13 protein-coding genes are annotated in these 16,066 nt (G+C 72.2%); 4 read left to right on the plus strand and 9 right to left on the minus strand.

Going from position 1 to position 16,066, the window contains the following annotated elements; all coding sequences use genetic code 11:
• Nucleotides 1-3: 3 nt before the first annotated feature.
• The 3 genes from GLX25_RS09580 to GLX25_RS09590 are packed head-to-tail and all read right to left on the minus strand — an operon-like array spanning nucleotide 4 to nucleotide 3,634.
• Nucleotides 4-1,077 (minus strand): ABC transporter permease, encoded by a 1,074-nt coding sequence (locus tag GLX25_RS09580; protein ID WP_155842257.1) that lies wholly within the window; start codon nucleotides 1,075-1,077, stop codon nucleotides 4-6.
• On the minus strand, nucleotides 1,074-2,114 hold the full coding sequence (locus GLX25_RS09585) for an ABC transporter permease (protein ID WP_166548661.1): 1,041 nt from the start codon (nucleotides 2,112-2,114) through the stop codon (nucleotides 1,074-1,076). Before GLX25_RS09585 ends, GLX25_RS09580 begins: the two co-directional genes overlap by 4 nt.
• Nucleotides 2,111-3,634, minus strand: a complete 1,524-nt coding sequence (locus tag GLX25_RS09590) for a sugar ABC transporter ATP-binding protein (protein WP_166548662.1) — start codon at nucleotides 3,632-3,634, stop codon at nucleotides 2,111-2,113. The genes GLX25_RS09585 and GLX25_RS09590 overlap by 4 nt, the downstream gene beginning before the upstream one ends.
• 137 nt (nucleotides 3,635-3,771) lie before the next feature.
• Here GLX25_RS09590 and GLX25_RS09595 point away from each other — a divergent pair, with 137 nt between their 5' ends.
• Together GLX25_RS09595 and GLX25_RS09600 are read left to right on the plus strand one after the other, a co-directional pair.
• Nucleotides 3,772-4,788, plus strand: a complete 1,017-nt coding sequence (locus tag GLX25_RS09595; RefSeq protein WP_155842258.1) for a LacI family DNA-binding transcriptional regulator — start codon at nucleotides 3,772-3,774, stop codon at nucleotides 4,786-4,788.
• Between the two features lie 62 nt (nucleotides 4,789-4,850).
• Nucleotides 4,851-5,420, plus strand: coding sequence for a GIY-YIG nuclease family protein (locus GLX25_RS09600; protein WP_155842259.1), 570 nt, complete (start codon nucleotides 4,851-4,853; stop codon nucleotides 5,418-5,420).
• 100 nt (nucleotides 5,421-5,520) lie between these two features.
• Here the strand turns inward: GLX25_RS09600 and GLX25_RS09605 are convergent, their stop codons facing one another.
• Nucleotides 5,521-7,560: a DEAD/DEAH box helicase gene (locus tag GLX25_RS09605; protein ID WP_166548663.1), complete on the minus strand. Its 2,040-nt coding sequence runs from the start codon at nucleotides 7,558-7,560 to the stop codon at nucleotides 5,521-5,523.
• 70 nt (nucleotides 7,561-7,630) lie between these two features.
• The gene (locus GLX25_RS09610; protein WP_166548664.1) at nucleotides 7,631-8,647 is read right to left on the minus strand and encodes an aldo/keto reductase; all 1,017 of its coding nucleotides are present in this window, start codon (nucleotides 8,645-8,647) and stop codon (nucleotides 7,631-7,633) included.
• A 116-nt stretch (nucleotides 8,648-8,763) separates the two neighbouring features.
• Here GLX25_RS09610 and GLX25_RS09615 point away from each other — a divergent pair, with 116 nt between their 5' ends.
• Nucleotides 8,764-9,399 (plus strand): hypothetical protein, encoded by a 636-nt coding sequence (locus tag GLX25_RS09615; protein WP_155842260.1) that lies wholly within the window; start codon nucleotides 8,764-8,766, stop codon nucleotides 9,397-9,399.
• 185 nt (nucleotides 9,400-9,584) lie between these two features.
• Nucleotides 9,585-9,872 carry an iron-sulfur cluster assembly accessory protein gene (locus GLX25_RS09620; protein WP_155052478.1) on the plus strand — a complete coding sequence of 96 codons (288 nt, stop codon included), beginning with the start codon at nucleotides 9,585-9,587 and terminating at the stop codon, nucleotides 9,870-9,872.
• Nucleotides 9,873-10,003: 131 nt separating this feature from the next.
• On the opposite strand, the gene GLX25_RS09625 is transcribed toward GLX25_RS09620, so the two are convergent.
• The 4 genes from GLX25_RS09625 to GLX25_RS09640 all read right to left on the minus strand — a co-directional run bounded on the left by GLX25_RS09625 (nucleotide 10,004) and on the right by GLX25_RS09640 (nucleotide 16,022).
• Nucleotides 10,004-11,395: an MFS transporter gene (locus GLX25_RS09625; RefSeq protein WP_155842261.1), complete on the minus strand. Its 1,392-nt coding sequence runs from the start codon at nucleotides 11,393-11,395 to the stop codon at nucleotides 10,004-10,006.
• 18 nt (nucleotides 11,396-11,413) lie between these two features.
• Nucleotides 11,414-12,322, minus strand: a complete 909-nt coding sequence (locus GLX25_RS09630; protein ID WP_155842262.1) for an alpha/beta fold hydrolase — start codon at nucleotides 12,320-12,322, stop codon at nucleotides 11,414-11,416.
• Between the two features lie 94 nt (nucleotides 12,323-12,416).
• A complete protein-coding gene (locus GLX25_RS09635; protein ID WP_155842326.1) occupies nucleotides 12,417-13,808 on the minus strand; it encodes an MFS transporter in 1,392 nt (463 codons plus the stop codon).
• 171 nt (nucleotides 13,809-13,979) lie between these two features.
• Nucleotides 13,980-16,022: a zinc ribbon domain-containing protein gene (locus GLX25_RS09640; protein WP_155842263.1), complete on the minus strand. Its 2,043-nt coding sequence runs from the start codon at nucleotides 16,020-16,022 to the stop codon at nucleotides 13,980-13,982.
• Nucleotides 16,023-16,066 lie beyond the last annotated feature (44 nt).

Genomic DNA, 16,066 nt, shown 5'->3' on the forward strand with positions numbered 1-16,066 from the left:
CGATCAGGACGACGACGCCGCCAGCTCTCGCTCCTTCTTCTTCCCGATCGCCGAGATCCGCCGACGGCGGAGCCAGGCGAGGAGGCTTGCGGACACCACCGACAGCACGAGCAGCACGCCCGTGATGACGTTGATGATGTCGCTCGTGACACCGGCGAGCCGGAGCGCGCTGCCGAGCGTGCCGATGAGCAGCACGCCGGCGATGACGCCGTGCAGGGCGCCGCGGCCGCCGAAGATCGAGACCCCGCCGAGGAGGACCGCGGCGATGACCTGCAGCTCCATGCCCGTCGCGTTGTCGCCGCGGGCGTTGTTGTAGAGCAGCGTGAAGTACACGCCGGCGAAGCCGGAGATGGCGCCGCTCATCACGAACAGAGCGAACTTCGTGCGCCCGACCGCGACGCCCGAGAACGCCGCGGCCTCCTTGTTCAGGCCGATTGCGTAGAGCGACCGACCGAACGGCGTGAAGTGGAGCAGGATCGCGAACGCGATCGCGAGCACGATGAACGGGATCATGATCCCCGGGATCGGCGTGCCCGGGATGTTGTCGCGGGCCAGGTCGGACCAGAACTCCGGGAAGTCCGTGATCGCGGTCGTGCCGAGCAGGCCCACGGCGATGCCGCGGAAGAGCGCGAGCGTGCCGATCGTGACGGCGAGCGAGGGCAGTCCGACGACCGTGACGAGGAACCCGTTGATCACGCCGGCGAGGGTGCCGACGAGGATCGCGGCGATCGCCGCGACCGGGAACGGCAGGCCGGCCTGGGTCAGGATGCCGGTCATCACGCTCGAGAGGCCGACGATCGAGGCCACCGAGAGGTCGATCTCCTCGGTGATGATGATCAGCGTCATCGGGAGGGCGATGAGCAGGATCGGCGCGATGTCCCGCAGCAGGTAGGTCACCGTGAGCGGGCTGTCGAAGTTCGGCACGACCGCGATCGAGACGGCGATGACGACGAGCAGCAGCCCGATGATCGCGGCCTCGCGGTTGGCGAGCACGCGTCGCCACAGCGGGGTCGCATACGCCTGGTACGTGCGGGTGGTCCGGGTGTCCGGAGCGGGAGCCGGTGCCGTGGCGGTCATCGCGCTGCCTCCCTGGCTTCGATGAGCTTGCGGTGTTGTCGGACGGCGAGCACGCGGTCGAGCACGATCGCGCCGATGATGAGGGCGCCGACGACGGCGCGCTGCCAGAAGTCCTGGATGCCGAGGATCGGCAGCGCCCGGTTGATGGTGAGCAGCAGGTACGCGCCGATCGCCGCGCCCCAGAGCGTTCCGACGCCGCCGGAGATCGCGACGCCGCCGATGACCGCGGCGCCGATGGCCTGCAGCTCGAGGCCGGTTCCGGCGCCCGAGCTCACGGTGCCGTACCGCGCGGCGTACAGTACGCCGGCGAGGCCCGCGAGCGCGCCGCTGAGCACGAACGCGGTCAGGATGCGCCGGGTGACGCGGAGGCCGTAGAGGTGCGCCGCATCCGGGTCGGAGCCGATGGCGTAGAACTCGCGCCCGCTGCGGAGGTTGCGCAGCACCCAGGCGGCGACGACGAGCACGACGACAGCGATGATCGTGAGGATCGGGATGAACAGGATCTGCCCGGTGCCGAGTCCGCGGAACGCGGCCGGCAGGTCGGAGGCGTTGATGCGATCGCTGCCGGTCCAGGCCACGTTGATCCCGCGGTAGATGTACAGCGTTCCGAGCGTGATCACGAGCGCCGGCACCTTGGCGAAGGCGACGAGCGCGCCGTTGATGAGGCCGAGCACCCCGCCGAGCGCGATGCCCGCGAGGAAGACCGCGAGGATCGGGATGCCGGGCACGTCGATGAAGAGGCGGCCCGTGAGGTAGGCGGTCAGGCCGAGCACGGAGCCGACCGAGAGGTCGACGTTGCGCGTGATGATCACGACCGCCTGGCCGACGGCGACGAGCATCAGCAGCGACGGGGTCAGGAGGAGGTCGCGGAAGCCGTCGGTCGAGAACAGGAAGTTCGGATTGACGAGGGTCGCGACGACGATGACGGCGAGCAGGGCGATGAGGATGCCGGTCTCGCGCGCCTTGAGCAGGTGCGAGACGATCCGCGTCGCCGCCGACGGGGTCGACGGGGCGGGTGGGGCTGCGGTCGCGGTCACTTCGCGTCCTCCTTCTCGGCCGTGGCCGCGAACATCACGGATTCGGGGGTCGCCTCGGCGCGCGGGAACTCGCCGGTCAGCCACCCCTCTCGCATCACGAGCACGCGGTCGGCCATGCCGAGCACCTCGGGCAGCTCGGAGCTGATCATGAGGATCGCGATGCCGCGCTGGGCGAGCTCGGAGAGCAGCCGGTGGACCTCGGCCTTCGTGCCGACGTCGATGCCGCGGGTCGGCTCGTCGACGATGAGCACCTTCGGCTCGGTCGCGAGCCACTTGCCGAGCACGACCTTCTGCTGGTTGCCGCCGGACAGCGTCCCGGTCTCCGCGTCGAGCGCGGCGGTCTTCACCTCGAGCCGGCTCGCCCACACGGCGGCGGCGGCGTTCTCCGCGCGGCTGGTGAGCAGTCCGCCCTTGGCGAGGGTGTCGCGGATGGCGAGCGTGACGTTCCGGGCGACGGACTCGTCGAGCACGAGCCCCTGCTTGCGCCGGTCCTCGGGGACGAGGGCGAGGCCGCGCGCCATGGCGACGCGCGGGTTGCCCTTCGGCAACTGCACTCCCCCGACGGTGACGGTGCCGGACTCGTAGGGATCGACGCCGAACACCGCCCGCGCGACCTCGCTTCGGCCGGCGCCGACGAGGCCGGCCAGGCCGACGATCTCGCCCGCGCGCACCGTGAAGCTGATGTCGTGGAAGATGCCCGGGCGGGTGAGCCCCTCGACCACGAGCACGTCCTCGCCGATCTCGGCGGGGAGCTTCGGGAAGAGCTCGGCGACGTCGCGCCCGACCATCTGGCGGACCAGCTCGTCGACGCTGGTGTCGGCGATCGGCTCGGTGGCGATGTAGCTGCCGTCGCGCATGACCGTGACCGTGTCGCAGAGCGCGAAGACCTCGTCGAAGCGGTGCGAGATGAACATGAGCGCGCGGCCCTCGTCGCGGAGGCTGCGGGCGACGGCGAACAGTCGCTCGACCTCGACGCCGGAGAGGGCGGCGGTCGGCTCGTCCATGATCAGCACGCGAGCGTCGAGCGAGATGGCCTTCGCGATCTCGATGATCTGCTGGTCGGCGATCGACAGGCCGTCCGTGATCCGGTCCGGGTCGATCGAGACGCCGAGCCGGCCGAAGATCTCCTCGGCCTCGGCTCGCATGGCCTTGCGGTCGATGCGTCCGAAGCGGTTCGTGGGCTGGCGGCCCATGAAGATGTTCTCGGTCACCGAGAGGTCCGGGAAGAGCGTCGGCTCCTGGTAGATCACGGCGATGCCGGCGGCCTTGGACTGCGCGGTCGAGTGGAAGTCGACGTCGTCGCCGCGGAGCTTGATGGTGCCCGCGTCGCGCCGGTAGAGGCCGGCGATGATCTTCACGAGCGTCGACTTGCCCGCGCCGTTCTCGCCGATCAGGGCATGGATCGAACCCTGTTCCAGGGTGATGGTGCCGGATCGGAGGGCGACGACGGCGCCGAACGACTTCACGACCTTCGACAGTTCGAGCGCTGGGGGCGCGGGCGTCGTGGGGGGCTGGGCCACGGTCACGTCCTCCTCCTTGAGGTGAAAACTTTATGAATCGATTCAGGCTCGATTCAGGCATACTCTATGGAGGACATCGGCGAGGGTCAAGTCCGACCCGGACGGATGACCTCGAAGTTCGATTGCGAAGGAGCAGGATGGCCGCGGTCAGCATTCGCGACGTCGCCCAGCATGCGGGCGTCTCGGTGGGCACGGTCTCCAACGTCCTGAACCGGCCCGGCGAGGTGTCCGCCGAGTCGGTGCGCCGCGTGCAGGAGGCCATCGAGACGCTCGGCTACGTGCGCAACGACGCGGCGCGGAAGCTCCGCGCCGGCGTGAGCACCACCGTCGGCTTCGTCGTGCTCGACGGGCAGAACCCGTTCTTCGGCGACGTCGTGCGCGGCGCGGAGGACGAGGGGTCCAAGTCGGGCATCGCGATCCTGTACGGCAACACCGACGAGGACCCGAAGCGCGAGCGCATGTACCTCGACCTCTTCGAGGAGCAGCAGGTCCGGGGCGTGCTCATCTCCCCGTACGGCGACATCAATCCGCGCCTCGAGCGACTCCGCGCGCGCGGGATCGCGGCCGTGCTCGTCGACCGCTTCAGCGGCGACGGCCGGTTCAGCTCCGTCTCGGTCGACAGCGTCACGGGCGGGCGGATGGCGGTGGAGCACCTGATCGCGACCGGACGCCGCCGCATCGCCTTCGTGGGCGGGCCGTTCGAGATCCGCCAGGTCACGGACCGCCTCGCGGGGGCCCGCGCCGCCGCCGAGAACGCCGGCGAGCACGTCGACCTCGAGGTCGTGGCGACCGATGCGCTCACGGTCGCCGACGGGGCCGCCGCCGGCGCCCGGGTCATGGCGCGCCCCCGTTCGGAACGGCCCGACGCGATCTTCGCGGCCAACGACCTGCTCGCCCTCGGCCTGCTCCAGGCGCTCACCGTCGAGGGTCGGACGCTCGTCCCCGACGAGATCGCCCTCATCGGCTTCGACGACATCTCGTTCGCCGCGGCGGCGGCCGTGCCGCTGTCGTCCATGCGGCAGCCCAGCCGGATGATCGGGCGCACCGCGCTCCGCATCCTCCTCGAGGAGACCGCCGACCCCGAGCTGATCCCGCGCCAGACGGTCTTCCAGCCCGAGCTCGTGGTGCGCGCGAGCACGACGCCGCGCCGCTGAACGCGCGCTCCCGACTGCGCCTGCGCGCCCGCGCGTCGGTGGGCCGGCGTAGCGTGCGGCGCATGGCGACGGATGCCGCGGCCTGCACGGCCGTCGACGAGCGCGGGCCGTGCGGCGCGCCCGCCGAGCCCGCCGCGCCGCTCGCGCTCTGCACGACCCACCTGCTCGCGGCCCACGACTGGATCGCGCGCTCGAGCGGCGTCACCGACGTGCTGCCCGGCGCGTGCCTCGTGTGCGGCTCGCGGGTCGGCGTGCGCTACCCGTCGGGGTGGGTGTGCGCGGTCTGCGAATGGCGGCTGGGCGAGGTTCCGGATGCCGAGCTCCCGCCGCCGCGCGTCGACGTCGTGTACTACGTCCGCTGGCGCGAGCGCGTCAAGATCGGCACGTCGTCGAACCCGAGGCAGCGGCTCCCGACGATCCCTCACGACGAGGTGCTCGCGTTCGAGCGCGGCGGCCGAGCCCTCGAGCAGCGCCGCCACGCCGAGTTCGCCGAGTCACGCTGGCCGGGGGGCGAGTGGTTCCGCTTCCACGAACCGCTCGTCAGGCACGTCGCCGCGCTCGCCGAGGGCGACGAGGATCCGTGGGATCGCTACGACCGCTGGCGCAGCGAGGAGCTCGCCCGCCGCGTCTGAGCGCGCCCGCACTTCCGGTTCTCGTGCATGAGGATCCGGCCCGGACGCCGCTGTGCCGGGGCATCCGCCGGATTCTCATGCACGAATGGACGGGTCGCGTTCAGGACTTGCCGTGCCTCGGCTTCCGCGGCTTGCGGTCGCCCGAGTCCGACCCGTGCCCCCGGGAGTCGTAGCCGCGGGAGTCGTAGCCGCGATCGCGGTCGTAGCCGCGGGAGTCGTAGCCGCGATCGCGGTCGTAGCCGCGAGCGGCGCCGCCCTGCCCTCGGTCACGGTCGTACCCGCGGTCCCGGTCGCCGTCGCGACGGTCGCGGTCGTACCCGCGGCCGCCGCCCTGCCCGCGGTCGCGGTCGTACCCGCGGTCGCGGTCGTACCCGCGGTCGCGGTCGTAGCGGCCACCGCCGCCGCGGCGGTCGTCGTACTGGCGGCGAGGCCGCCCGCCGGTGTCGAGGCGGAGGTCGATGAGCCGGCCCGAGATGCGCGTGTCCGCCAGGCGCTCGAACACGTCCTTCGGCAGGTTCGCGGGCAGCTCGACGAGCGAGAAGTCCGCCTGGATGCGGATGGCGCCGAAGTCGTCGCGCGCGAGTCCGCCCTCGTTGGCGAGCGCGCCGACGATCTGGCCGGGCATCACCCGGTGCCGCTTGCCGACGTCGAGGCGGTAGGTCGCCATGCCCTCGCGCGGCTGGCGCGGGCCGCGGTCGCCCCGCTCCCGGTCGCCGTCGCGCCCGCGGTCGTCGCGGTCGAACCGGTCGCGTCCGCGCTCGCGCGGCGCGGGCTCGGGCTCGGCCTCCATGAGCAGCGGCGAATCGCCCTGCGCGACCACGGCGAGGGCGGCGGCGACATCCGTCTCGGGCACGTCGTGGTGACGCACGTAGTGGGCGATGATGTCGCGGAAGCCCTCGATGCGGGCGGACTGCTCGAGCGCGGCCGAGATGCGGTCGTCGAAGCGCGAGAGCCGCGACTCGTTGATCTCGTCGACGCTCGGCAGCTGCATGGGGGTCATCTGCTGCTTGGTGGTGCGCTCGATGCGGCCGAGCAGGCCGCGCTCGCGCGGCGTCACGAAGCTGATCGCGTCGCCCGTGCGGCCCGCGCGACCGGTGCGGCCGATGCGGTGCACGTACGGCTCGGGGTCGGTGGGGATGTCGTAGTTGACCACGTGCGTGATGCGCTCGACGTCGAGGCCGCGGGCCGCGACATCCGTCGCCACCAGGATGTCGAGCTTGCCGCTCTTGAGCTGCTCGACGGTCCGCTCGCGCTGCGCCTGCGCGATGTCGCCGTTGATCGCCGCGGCCTCGTAGCCGCGGGCTCGCAGCTTCTCGGCGAGCTCCTCGGTGGCGTTCTTGGTGCGGACGAAGATGATCACGCCGCCGAAGTCCTCGACCTCGAGGATGCGCGTGAGCGCGTCGACCTTGCGGGCGTGCGCGACGACGAGCACGCGCTGCGTGATGTTCGCCGAGGTCTGCGTCTTCGCCTTGACCGTGATCTGCTCGGGGTCGTTGAGGTACTGCTCCGACATGCGGCGGATGGCGGCGGGCATCGTCGCGGAGAACAGCGCGACCTGCTTCTCATCGGGGGTGTCGGCGAGGATCGTCTCGACGTCCTCCGCGAAGCCCATCTTCAGCATCTCGTCGGCCTCGTCGAGCACGAGGTACCTGAGGCCCGACAGGTCGAGCGTGCCCTTGTCGAGGTGGTCGATCACGCGGCCGGGCGTGCCGACGACGATGTGCACGCCACGGCGGAGCGCCGAGAGCTGCACGCCGTAGCCCTGGCCGCCGTAGACGGGCAGGATGTGCAGGTCGGGCAGGTGCGCCGCGTACTTCTCGAACGCCTCGCAGACCTGGAGCGCGAGCTCGCGCGTCGGGGCGAGCACGAGCGCCTGCGGGCTGCGGTCGGAGGTGTCGAGGCGGGCGAGGATCGGCAGCGCGAACGCGGCGGTCTTGCCGGTTCCGGTCTGCGCGAGGCCGACGACGTCGCGCCCCTCGAGGAGCGTCGGGATCGTCGCGGCCTGGATCGCGGAGGGCGTCTCGTAGCCGACGTCGTCGAGCGCCTTGAGCACGGCCCCCTCGAGTCCGAGATCGGCGAAGGTGGGCGTCGCGGGCTCCTCGGGAGCCTCGGCCTCGGTGGGGATGTCGTCGGAAGTCACATTTCAGGGTAGACCTCGCCCCTGTGCAACCGCCCCATGCGGTGACGGATGCCGCGCCGGCGCGCCGCACCTACCCCCAGGTCCGCGCGCTCCGCGCGGCCCAGTACGCCTCGGGCCGCTCGGCGAGCGCCGCGAGCGCTGCGAGGGTCGCGGCATCCGTCGCCGGCGCGCGCGAGGCGAGATTCGCATCGAGCTGCTCGGGCGTCATCGCCCCGGAGAGCACGACGTCGGCCCACGGCTGGGCGCGCGCGGCGCCGATCGCGAGCGCGTCGAGGCCCTGGCCGTCGGCGGCGGCGAGCGCGGCGGCATCCGTCTCGTCGCCCGCGGGGGTCAACCGCCCGTTCGCGACCGCCTCCTTCACGACGACGAACCAGCCCGCGTCGTGGGCACGCGCGAGCGCGGGGCCGGCCGAGGGCTCGAGCAGGTTCCACGTCGCCTGCACCGTGCCGAACGGCGAGTCGGGCAGGGTGCGGGCGGCGTCGAGCGCGTCGGCCTGGTGCGGTCCGCTCGTCGAGATGCCGATGGCGATGCCGGATGCCGCGAGCTCGCGCAGCCGGTCGAGCAGCCCCGCGTCGGCGAGGGCCGGGCTCTCGGGGGTCAGCGAGTGCACGAGGTACCGGTCGGGCGGTCCGCCGAGCGCGTCGAGCGTCTCGGGCCACTGGCCCTCGAGCATGGCGAGCGAGTGCTCCTTGGCCTCGTGCACGTCGGCGTCCATGCGCCAGTCGCCGACGTAGGCGTAGCCCCACTTCGACTCGATGGCGAGGGCGGCGCGACGCTCGGGGTGCGCGGCGAGCCAGGCGCCGAGGAACTCCTCGGCCCGCCCGTACGACCGGGCGGCATCGATGAAGCGGATGCCGCGCTCCCACGCCGCGTCGAGCATCGCGTGCGCTCGGCTCCGCATCGCGTCGACGCTGCGGTCGTCGCCGAGTGACGCGTCGCGACCCGCGGTGATGTAGGCGGGGCGGCCGAGGGCGGCGAGGCCGAGGCCGAGCGGGGCGAGCCGACCGGGCGGGGTCGACGTGGCGGAAGTGGCCGACGCGGCCGACGCAGCGACTGGCGCCGGGTCGTGAGCCGAGGGTTCGTGCACGATGCGTGAGCCTACGCGCCACCGGCGACGGGCGCATCGGCGGAGTACGCTCGTCGAGGATTCGGACGAGTCGGAGAGCGAGGCGGGGCGTGAGCCGAGGGAGCGAGCAGCGTCAGGTGACCACGGACCGGCTGACGCGCGCGGCACGCATCGCGCTCGGGTCGGGGCGGGCGCTCGACGATCGGCTGATCGCCGACATCTGCGAGCAGAACGGCGTGGACCCCAAGGCGTTCCGCCGGTTCTTCGAGACCGACGACGCACTGCTCGATGCGGTCAACGAGCAACTGGTGCACGACTGCGTGAGCCGGCTCCGCTCGGCGGTCGACGCGTTCGACGCGATCGAGATCGTCGAGTCCGAGCGCGACGCCGACTCCGCCGACCCGGTCGAGGTCGCGGCACGGATGCTCGCCGACTCGTGGCCGCTCGATCGCGGCGGCCTGATCATCCGCGCGCAGCGGCGGCTGCGCGCGCTGACCTCGCAGGGCGGGGGCGGCGATGCAGCGGCGGCGGCCGAACGGTCGTTCGTCGAACGACTGGTGCCCGTGTTCGAGGACCTCATGGCGAAGCTCGACCGGCGGTTCACGTGGTCGCCCACCCTCGCGGTGCGGGTCGTCGTCGACACGTACGAGCGCTCCTTCGAGAGCTGGCTCCTCATGGGCAACCGCGAGGAGGACTTCGACGCGTCCCCCTACGCGATGCGCACGCTGCCCGTGCTACTCCGCGGGACGAGCGAGCCGCTCCCGCCCGCGTGAGCGCGACCCCGCGGCATCCGCGTCGGGCTTCGCCTCGGCCCTCGCAGACGCCCTCGCCGCCGCGTCGCGAACGGGCGCGACGCGCGCGGGCGCGAGCGTACGCGACGAGCGAAACGCCCGCGGCGGGGTGGCGGTCCTCGGCCCGATCTGGAATCGTGGCCGACTCGCGATCAGAGGAGGACGACATGCTCACACTGACCGACACCGCGGCGACCGTCGTGAAGGAGATCGTCGCCGGCAACGGCGCCCCCGAGGGATCGGGGCTGCGCATCGAGGCCGAGGACCAGGACGCCACGCAGTTCGGCGTCTCGATCACGCCCGCCCCCGAATCGGGCGACGCCGTGGTCGAGCAGTCGGGTGCCCGCGTGTACCTCGGCGAGCGCGCGACCATCGCGCTCGACGACAAGACGCTCGACGCCAGCGTCGCCGAGGACGGACGCGTGTCCTTCGACATCCTGCCGCAGGCGCTCTGACGTCGCGTCCGCCCTCGGGCGGCGCAGGCGACGGGTCGGTCCCCGCCGGACTCCGGTTCGGCGGGACCGGCCCGTCTTGCGTTCCGAGGCCGGCCGCTGAGCGCTCAGCGCTCGCCGGCGCGCGCCGGGCGCTAGGTCGGCGTGCGCGTGCGCGATCCCTCCGACCGGATGAGCCAGACGGCCACGATCGTCCCCACGACGCCGAGCACGGCGTCGACGAGGAACGCGTTCCGGATGCCGACCGTGAACGCGGCCGCGGCGAGCACGATCGCCGTGTTCACGCCCAGCCCGAGCGAGCCGCCCGCGACGTTGCCCATGTAGACGATGCCGCCGGCGAGGCTCGAGTCCTCCGGCCGCACGGCCGTGACGGCGGCCGTCGTCACCGCGGAGAAGTACAGCCCGACGCCGATCCCGCACAGCACGAGCCCGGGGACGAGCGGCAGGTAGCCCGTGCCGATGACCAGCGCGAGCACGAGCACGCCGGCCGAGAGGCAGGCCGCGCCGATCCCGACCACGAGCCGGCTCCCGATGCGGTGGTACAGCGGCCCCGCCGCGAACGAGACCGCGGCGAAGGTGAGCATCATGGGCAGCAGGCCCGCGCCCGCCGCGAAGGCGCTCCATCCGAGTTCCTTCTCGAGGTACTGGGGCACGTAGACGAGCACGCCGAAGAACACCGAGCCGAGGAGCAGGATCGAGATCAGCGCACCGCTGAACTGCCGGCTCGAGACCACGCGGCGCGGCACGAGCGCATCGTCGCCCTGCCGGCGCTGGATGAGCACGAAGACCGGCAGCAGCAGCACGCCGACGGCGATCATCCCGAGCACCCACGGCGACGCGAAGGTGTTCGCGCTGCCGACGTCGAGGGCGACGAGCACGAGCACCACCGCGGCCGACAGGCTGGCGATGCCCGCGTAGTCGACGCGGATGCCGCTCCCGCGCTTGGACTCGGGCACGTTCCGGAGCACGACCAGCACCGCGAGCAGCGCCACGGGCACGTTGACGAAGAAGATCCACCGCCAGCCGAGCGTGTCGGTGAGGATGCCGCCGAGCAGGGGTCCGATCGAGTTGCCGAGCCCGGCGACGCCGATGATGAGGCCGCCCGCGAGCCCGCTCCGGGACTTCGGGATGATGTCGTAGACCATGCCGAGGACCGACGGCCACATCATCGCGCCGCCGATGCCCATGAGCGCGCGGGCGGCGATGAGCAGGCCGATGTTCGGCGCGAGCCCGCCGAGCAGTGAGAACGCGCCGAAGATCAGCGCGCCGATCACGAAGACGCGTCGCCGGCCGAAGAGGTCGGCGAGCCGGCCGCCCGTGACGATGAGCACGCCGAACACCACCGTGTAGCCGTTGATGACCCACTGCGCCCGGTTGAGGGTCGTGTCGAGGTCGTGCTCGATGCTCGGCACCGCCACGGTCAGCGCCGTGAAGTCGTTCGCGACGACGAGGATGCCGAGCGACAGGGCGACGAGGGTGACGATGGCGCTGCGGTCCAGTCGCTCGGTCGTGCTCGCGTCGGCCATGGCTCCGCCCGGGTCCTCTCAGTCGTCCTTCGCCGACGGATGGTGCACGCCGCGGTGGATCTCGACGACCCGGGCGCCGCCGGTCCAGGTCGGGTCGTCGAGGATCGACAGGTCGTCCATGAAGCGCCGGATGAGGTGCGCGAGCGCACGGGCGTGACTGAAGTTGATCGCGTGCGCCGCGCCCTCGATCGTGACGGCCAGCACGTGGTTGTCGACCTGCCCAGCCACCTCCTGCACGCGCGCGGGCCCGGGCATCAGAGGGTCGCGGTCGCCGAGGACGACCAGCGTCGGAAGCTGCAGCTCGAGCAGGCGCTGGAGCGACGGGTACTGCGTCAGCGCCCGGAAGAGCTTGAGCGTGCTCGGCACCCCGAAGCGCGCGTAGTCGGGCACGGCGACGCGTGCCATGCGGGGCGGCTCGCGCGTGCCGTCCTGCGCGAGCTGCCGGATCGCCCGCGACAGCGGCCGGTTGAACACCCCGCCTGCGGGCGACACGAGCACGGCGCGCTCGATGCGATCCGGGAAGCGGTCGGCGAACTCGAGGATCACCGGGCACCCCATCGAGTTCCCGACGAGCGTCGCCTTCTCGACCCCGCGGTCGTCGAGGAACCGGGCCGCGGCCCGGGCGAGGTCCGGGATGTCGAGGCCCTGCGGGTGCCGGCCGCTGCGACCGAAGCCGGGCAGGTCGGGCACGAACGTGTGGAACTCGTCCGCGAGCAGTTCGGCGGTCGGCAGGAGGTACCGGCCCGACATGCCGAACCCGTGGACGTGCATCATCACGCGGGCATCCTTCGGCGGGTTCGGCGACTCCCGATAGAACACGTCGACGCCGTCGACGACGGTCCAGCGGTCGATCAGTCGCGAGGCGGCACGTCTCGGAGTCCGCCGCTCGCGCCACCGATCGGCGGCCGCCGCGCTCGTCTTGGCCATCGACGCACCCCCTCGTCGGGCTCATCAGACCACGAACGCCCGGCCGGTCGGCGGGACCTCCGACCTACGGCCGGGGTCGGTGGCGCCACGGGCCTCAGCTCGTCACGGCGGGCGCCGCCTGCTCGGCCGGCCGGTGCTCGATGTCGTCGACGTGCGCTCGGGGCATCGCCACGGCACCCGCGATGGTCGCGACCGCCGCGATCGCCACGCCGATGAACACCGCAGCGGATGCCGCCTGGATCGCCGCACCCGAATGGGCACCCAGTCCGGACTCGCCGATCACGCCGTTGGCGACCGCGCCGAAGATCGCGACGCCGACCGCGCTGCCCATCGATCGGAGGAACATGTTCGCGCCGGTCACGACCCCGCGCTCCGACCACGGCACCGACGACTGCGCGGCGATGAGCGTGGGCGACGCGACGAGGCCGAGCCCGAGTCCGACCACGAAGCACGCGAGCGCGGCCGTGACGGGGTTCGGGACGAACGTCGCGGCCACGAGGCCCGCGGCGCCGAGCACGGTGATGCCGAGCCCGAGGAACGCGGTGTTCCGGAAGCCGATCCGCAGGTACAGCCGCCCCGACTGCGAGGCGGAGATCGGCCACCCCAGCGTGAGCGCGGCGACCGCGAGCCCGGAGATGATCGGCGTCGCACCCGCCGACACCTCGAGGAACGTCGGCACGTACGAGGTCAGCCCGATCAGCACGGCGCCCACGCCGAGCGAGATCAACGACGTGGTGACGATGAGGCGCCGCGAGAAGACCCACAGCGGCAGCACCGGCTCCGCCGCCCTCCGCTCGATGAGCACGAACGCGACGATGAGCAGGGCCGCGACCCCGAACGCGCCGATGCTCTGCCACGAGGTCCACGCCCACGCCTGTCCGCCCTCGAGCACCGCGAGGATGAGCAGCGTGAGCCCGATCGTGAGCACCGCGGCCCCGGCGATGTCGATGCGGTGCTTCTTGCGCTCCACGGTCTCGTGGTAGTTGCGGATCAGCATCCACGCGGCGATGAGGCTGAGCGGGATGTTCACGAAGAAGATCCACCGCCACGAGAGGAACTCGGCGAACAGTCCGCCGAGCGAGGGGCCGATGACGGATGACGCGGCCCACACGCTCGCGATGTACCCCTGCACGCGCGCGCGTTCCCGCACGGTGTAGATGTCGCCCGTGATGGTGATCGAGACCGGCAGCACCGCGCCGGCGCCGAGGCCCTGGATCGCGCGGAAGACGATGAGCGAGGTCATGTCCCACGCGAAGCCGGCGAGGATCGAGCCGACGAGGAAGGCGCCGATGCCGACCAGCATGATCGGCTTGCGCCCGACGGTGTCGGCGAGCTTGGCGTACACCGGCACCGACACGGCCTGCGCGAGCAGGTAGATCGAGAACAGCCACGGGAATTGGGCGAACCCGCCGATGTCGGCCACGATCGACGGCACGGCCGTCGCGAGGATCGTCGCCTCGATCGCCACGAGCCCGGTGCAGAGCATCAGGGCGGCCAACACGGGCCCGCGTTCGGATCGCAATCCGACGGCGGTCTGTTCGGTCACGTGGTTCTCCTCGCCGGGTCGGTCGAGGTGAGACACGGCCCACTGAGGGCCAACGCGATCGGGCGCCGTGCATTCCCGTCGGTTCGGAGATCCCCCGCCCGGCGGTGCCGGTCAGTCCTTCATGCGGACGAGGATGCCGCCCGCGTACCCGACCGCGGCGCCGATCCAGATCACGGGCAGTCCGACGTCGAGCGCCGACAGCGTCATGCCCGGCGTGACGGCGAGGAAGACGAGGTACCCGGCTCCGAGCAGCACGACGAGCACCGCCGACTTGCGGGAGAGGCCGCCGTCCTTGCCCGCGATGCCGAGCAGCATGAGCACGCCGAGCACGACGAGGAGGATGCGCACCGGTCCCTCGACGAACTCGGACTGCAGGCCGCTCGACGTGAGGATCGACTGCACGATCGCGACCGGGTTCAGCTGCGGCGGGCCGATCCCGTCGAACCAGGGCAGGAACAGCGCCCCGACGATGACCATGAGCGCGCCCAGGGCGATCAGCCACCGCCCGACGGCCGGGCGATGGTTGGGCCTCGTCTGCTCGATCTCGATGCTCGCGTCGAGGTCCTGGCTCCCGTCGGAGGCGGTGACGTGCAGCCGGCGGGACCCCTGCTGGCCTGCGGGCGGGCGCGGGCTCGTCAGCGACACCCTCGAGTAGCCGATCGCGCCCGGCGCGACCAGGATGGTGGCGGGATCGAACGTCGCGCGGACCGCACCGTCATCCGATCGGCCGGAGATCGCCACGTTCAGAGGCCTCACCCCGCGTCGATTGTCGATCTCCACGGTGAACCGGCCCTGGCGGCCGTGGCCGAGGTCGAGTCGTTCCGGGTTCGCGCGCAGCTCCGCGGTGGCGATCGCCGCCGCGGAACTCGTCATCTCCAGTTCCGCCTGCCCCGAGACATCCGTCGTGCCGTCGCTCGCGACCACGGTGAACGGATGGGTCGCCTGGGACCCCGGCGGCGGCGGGACCGCGCGGACCAGGCCGCGTGCCTTCGTCACCTTCCCGGCCGCCGCGCCGAACCGCGCCGGGGTGAACGCGAACGAGAGCCGCTGTTCGGGATCGGTGCCGGTGAGGCCGACGATGACGTTCGAGTGTCCGGCGCGGTTGTCGATGAGGACGTCGAACTCGGCGTCCTGCGCGTCCTCCAAGCGGATGGTGCTCGGCTGGACCTGGACCGTAATGGGCACGTCGACCGGCGCGGCCTCGGTGCTCTGGACGAGCGTGATCGTCGTCGCGATCGGCCCGTCGCCGTCGGTCGCCGCGACCGAGAGCTGCCGATTGCGCTGTTCACCGGGCGGAGGCTGCGGCGCCGTGAAGCCGACGCGGACCTCGGCGGTCGACCCCGGCTCGACCTCGACCGTCGTCGAGGGGAACCGGAAGCGCACGACGTCCTCCGGATCCTTCGCCGAGAGGTTCAGCGTCTGCGGGAAGTTCGCGGTGCGATTGTCGAGCGTCAGCGTGAACTCGCCCTCGCCGACATCCTCGAGCCGGATCATCGCCGGGTTCGCCGCGATGCCGACGCGCGGGCCGTGCCTCGGCACGTCGACGACGACCGTGGCGAGGGCGTAGCGTCTCGCGTCCTCCTGCGAACTGATCCGCAGGGCCGCCTCGACCCGCTGCGCGACGACCATCGGCCCGGGGCGCATCACGAGCGTCAGTCCGACGTCGTCGGAGGCTCCCGGCATGAGGTGGATCTCGGGGACGACGAGGTCGAGCCACTCCGGCGGGTCGACCAGCACGACGTCGTATCCGTCGACGACCTTCGTCGGGTTCTCGACCTCGACCTGCACCTGCGCCGGTTCATCGGGCGTGAGCGTGACCTCGGGCGTCGCGACGGTCACCTCGGGCGATCCGGGCGCGGGTCCGTTCCCGGCCGCCGCGGTCGTTCCGGCCGGCGGGGCGGATGCCCCGTCACCGCCGGGCGCGCCGTCCGCGCCGTCCCCGCCGGGCGTTCCGACCTCGGTCCCCCCATCGGGCGCGGGTCCGGGCGACTCGGTCGTCGCGGCCCCGCTTCCGCCGGCCCCGGACGGCGGCGCCGACGCGCCGCCCGACGCGGCCGCCTCCTTGTCCCACCCGAGGTAGGAGTTGCAGTTCGTGCACCAGCGAGCGTCGGGCGCGTTCATCGCACCGCAGTTCCAGCAGCTGCGATCGGCCATCCGTCCCCCCGCTCACGGCATCGCGACGCCGCATCGGAGACGAT

Origin of the sequence: Agromyces luteolus (assembly GCF_009729855.1) — a bacterium.
Taxonomy (GTDB): domain Bacteria; phylum Actinomycetota; class Actinomycetes; order Actinomycetales; family Microbacteriaceae; genus Agromyces; species Agromyces luteolus.

Coding starts and splice junctions, on each gene's coding strand:
- GLX25_RS09580 (WP_155842257.1), bottom strand. CDS start 1,077: ATGACCGCCACGGCACCGGCTCCCGCTCCGGACACCCGGACCACCCGC.
- GLX25_RS09595 (WP_155842258.1), top strand. CDS start 3,772: ATGGCCGCGGTCAGCATTCGCGACGTCGCCCAGCATGCGGGCGTCTCG.
- GLX25_RS09600 (WP_155842259.1), top strand. CDS start 4,851: ATGGCGACGGATGCCGCGGCCTGCACGGCCGTCGACGAGCGCGGGCCG.
- GLX25_RS09620 (WP_155052478.1), top strand. CDS start 9,585: ATGCTCACACTGACCGACACCGCGGCGACCGTCGTGAAGGAGATCGTC.
- GLX25_RS09625 (WP_155842261.1), bottom strand. CDS start 11,395: ATGGCCGACGCGAGCACGACCGAGCGACTGGACCGCAGCGCCATCGTC.
- GLX25_RS09630 (WP_155842262.1), bottom strand. CDS start 12,322: ATGGCCAAGACGAGCGCGGCGGCCGCCGATCGGTGGCGCGAGCGGCGG.
- GLX25_RS09635 (WP_155842326.1), bottom strand. CDS start 13,808: ATGCTCTGCACCGGGCTCGTGGCGATCGAGGCGACGATCCTCGCGACG.
- GLX25_RS09640 (WP_155842263.1), bottom strand. CDS start 16,022: ATGGCCGATCGCAGCTGCTGGAACTGCGGTGCGATGAACGCGCCCGAC.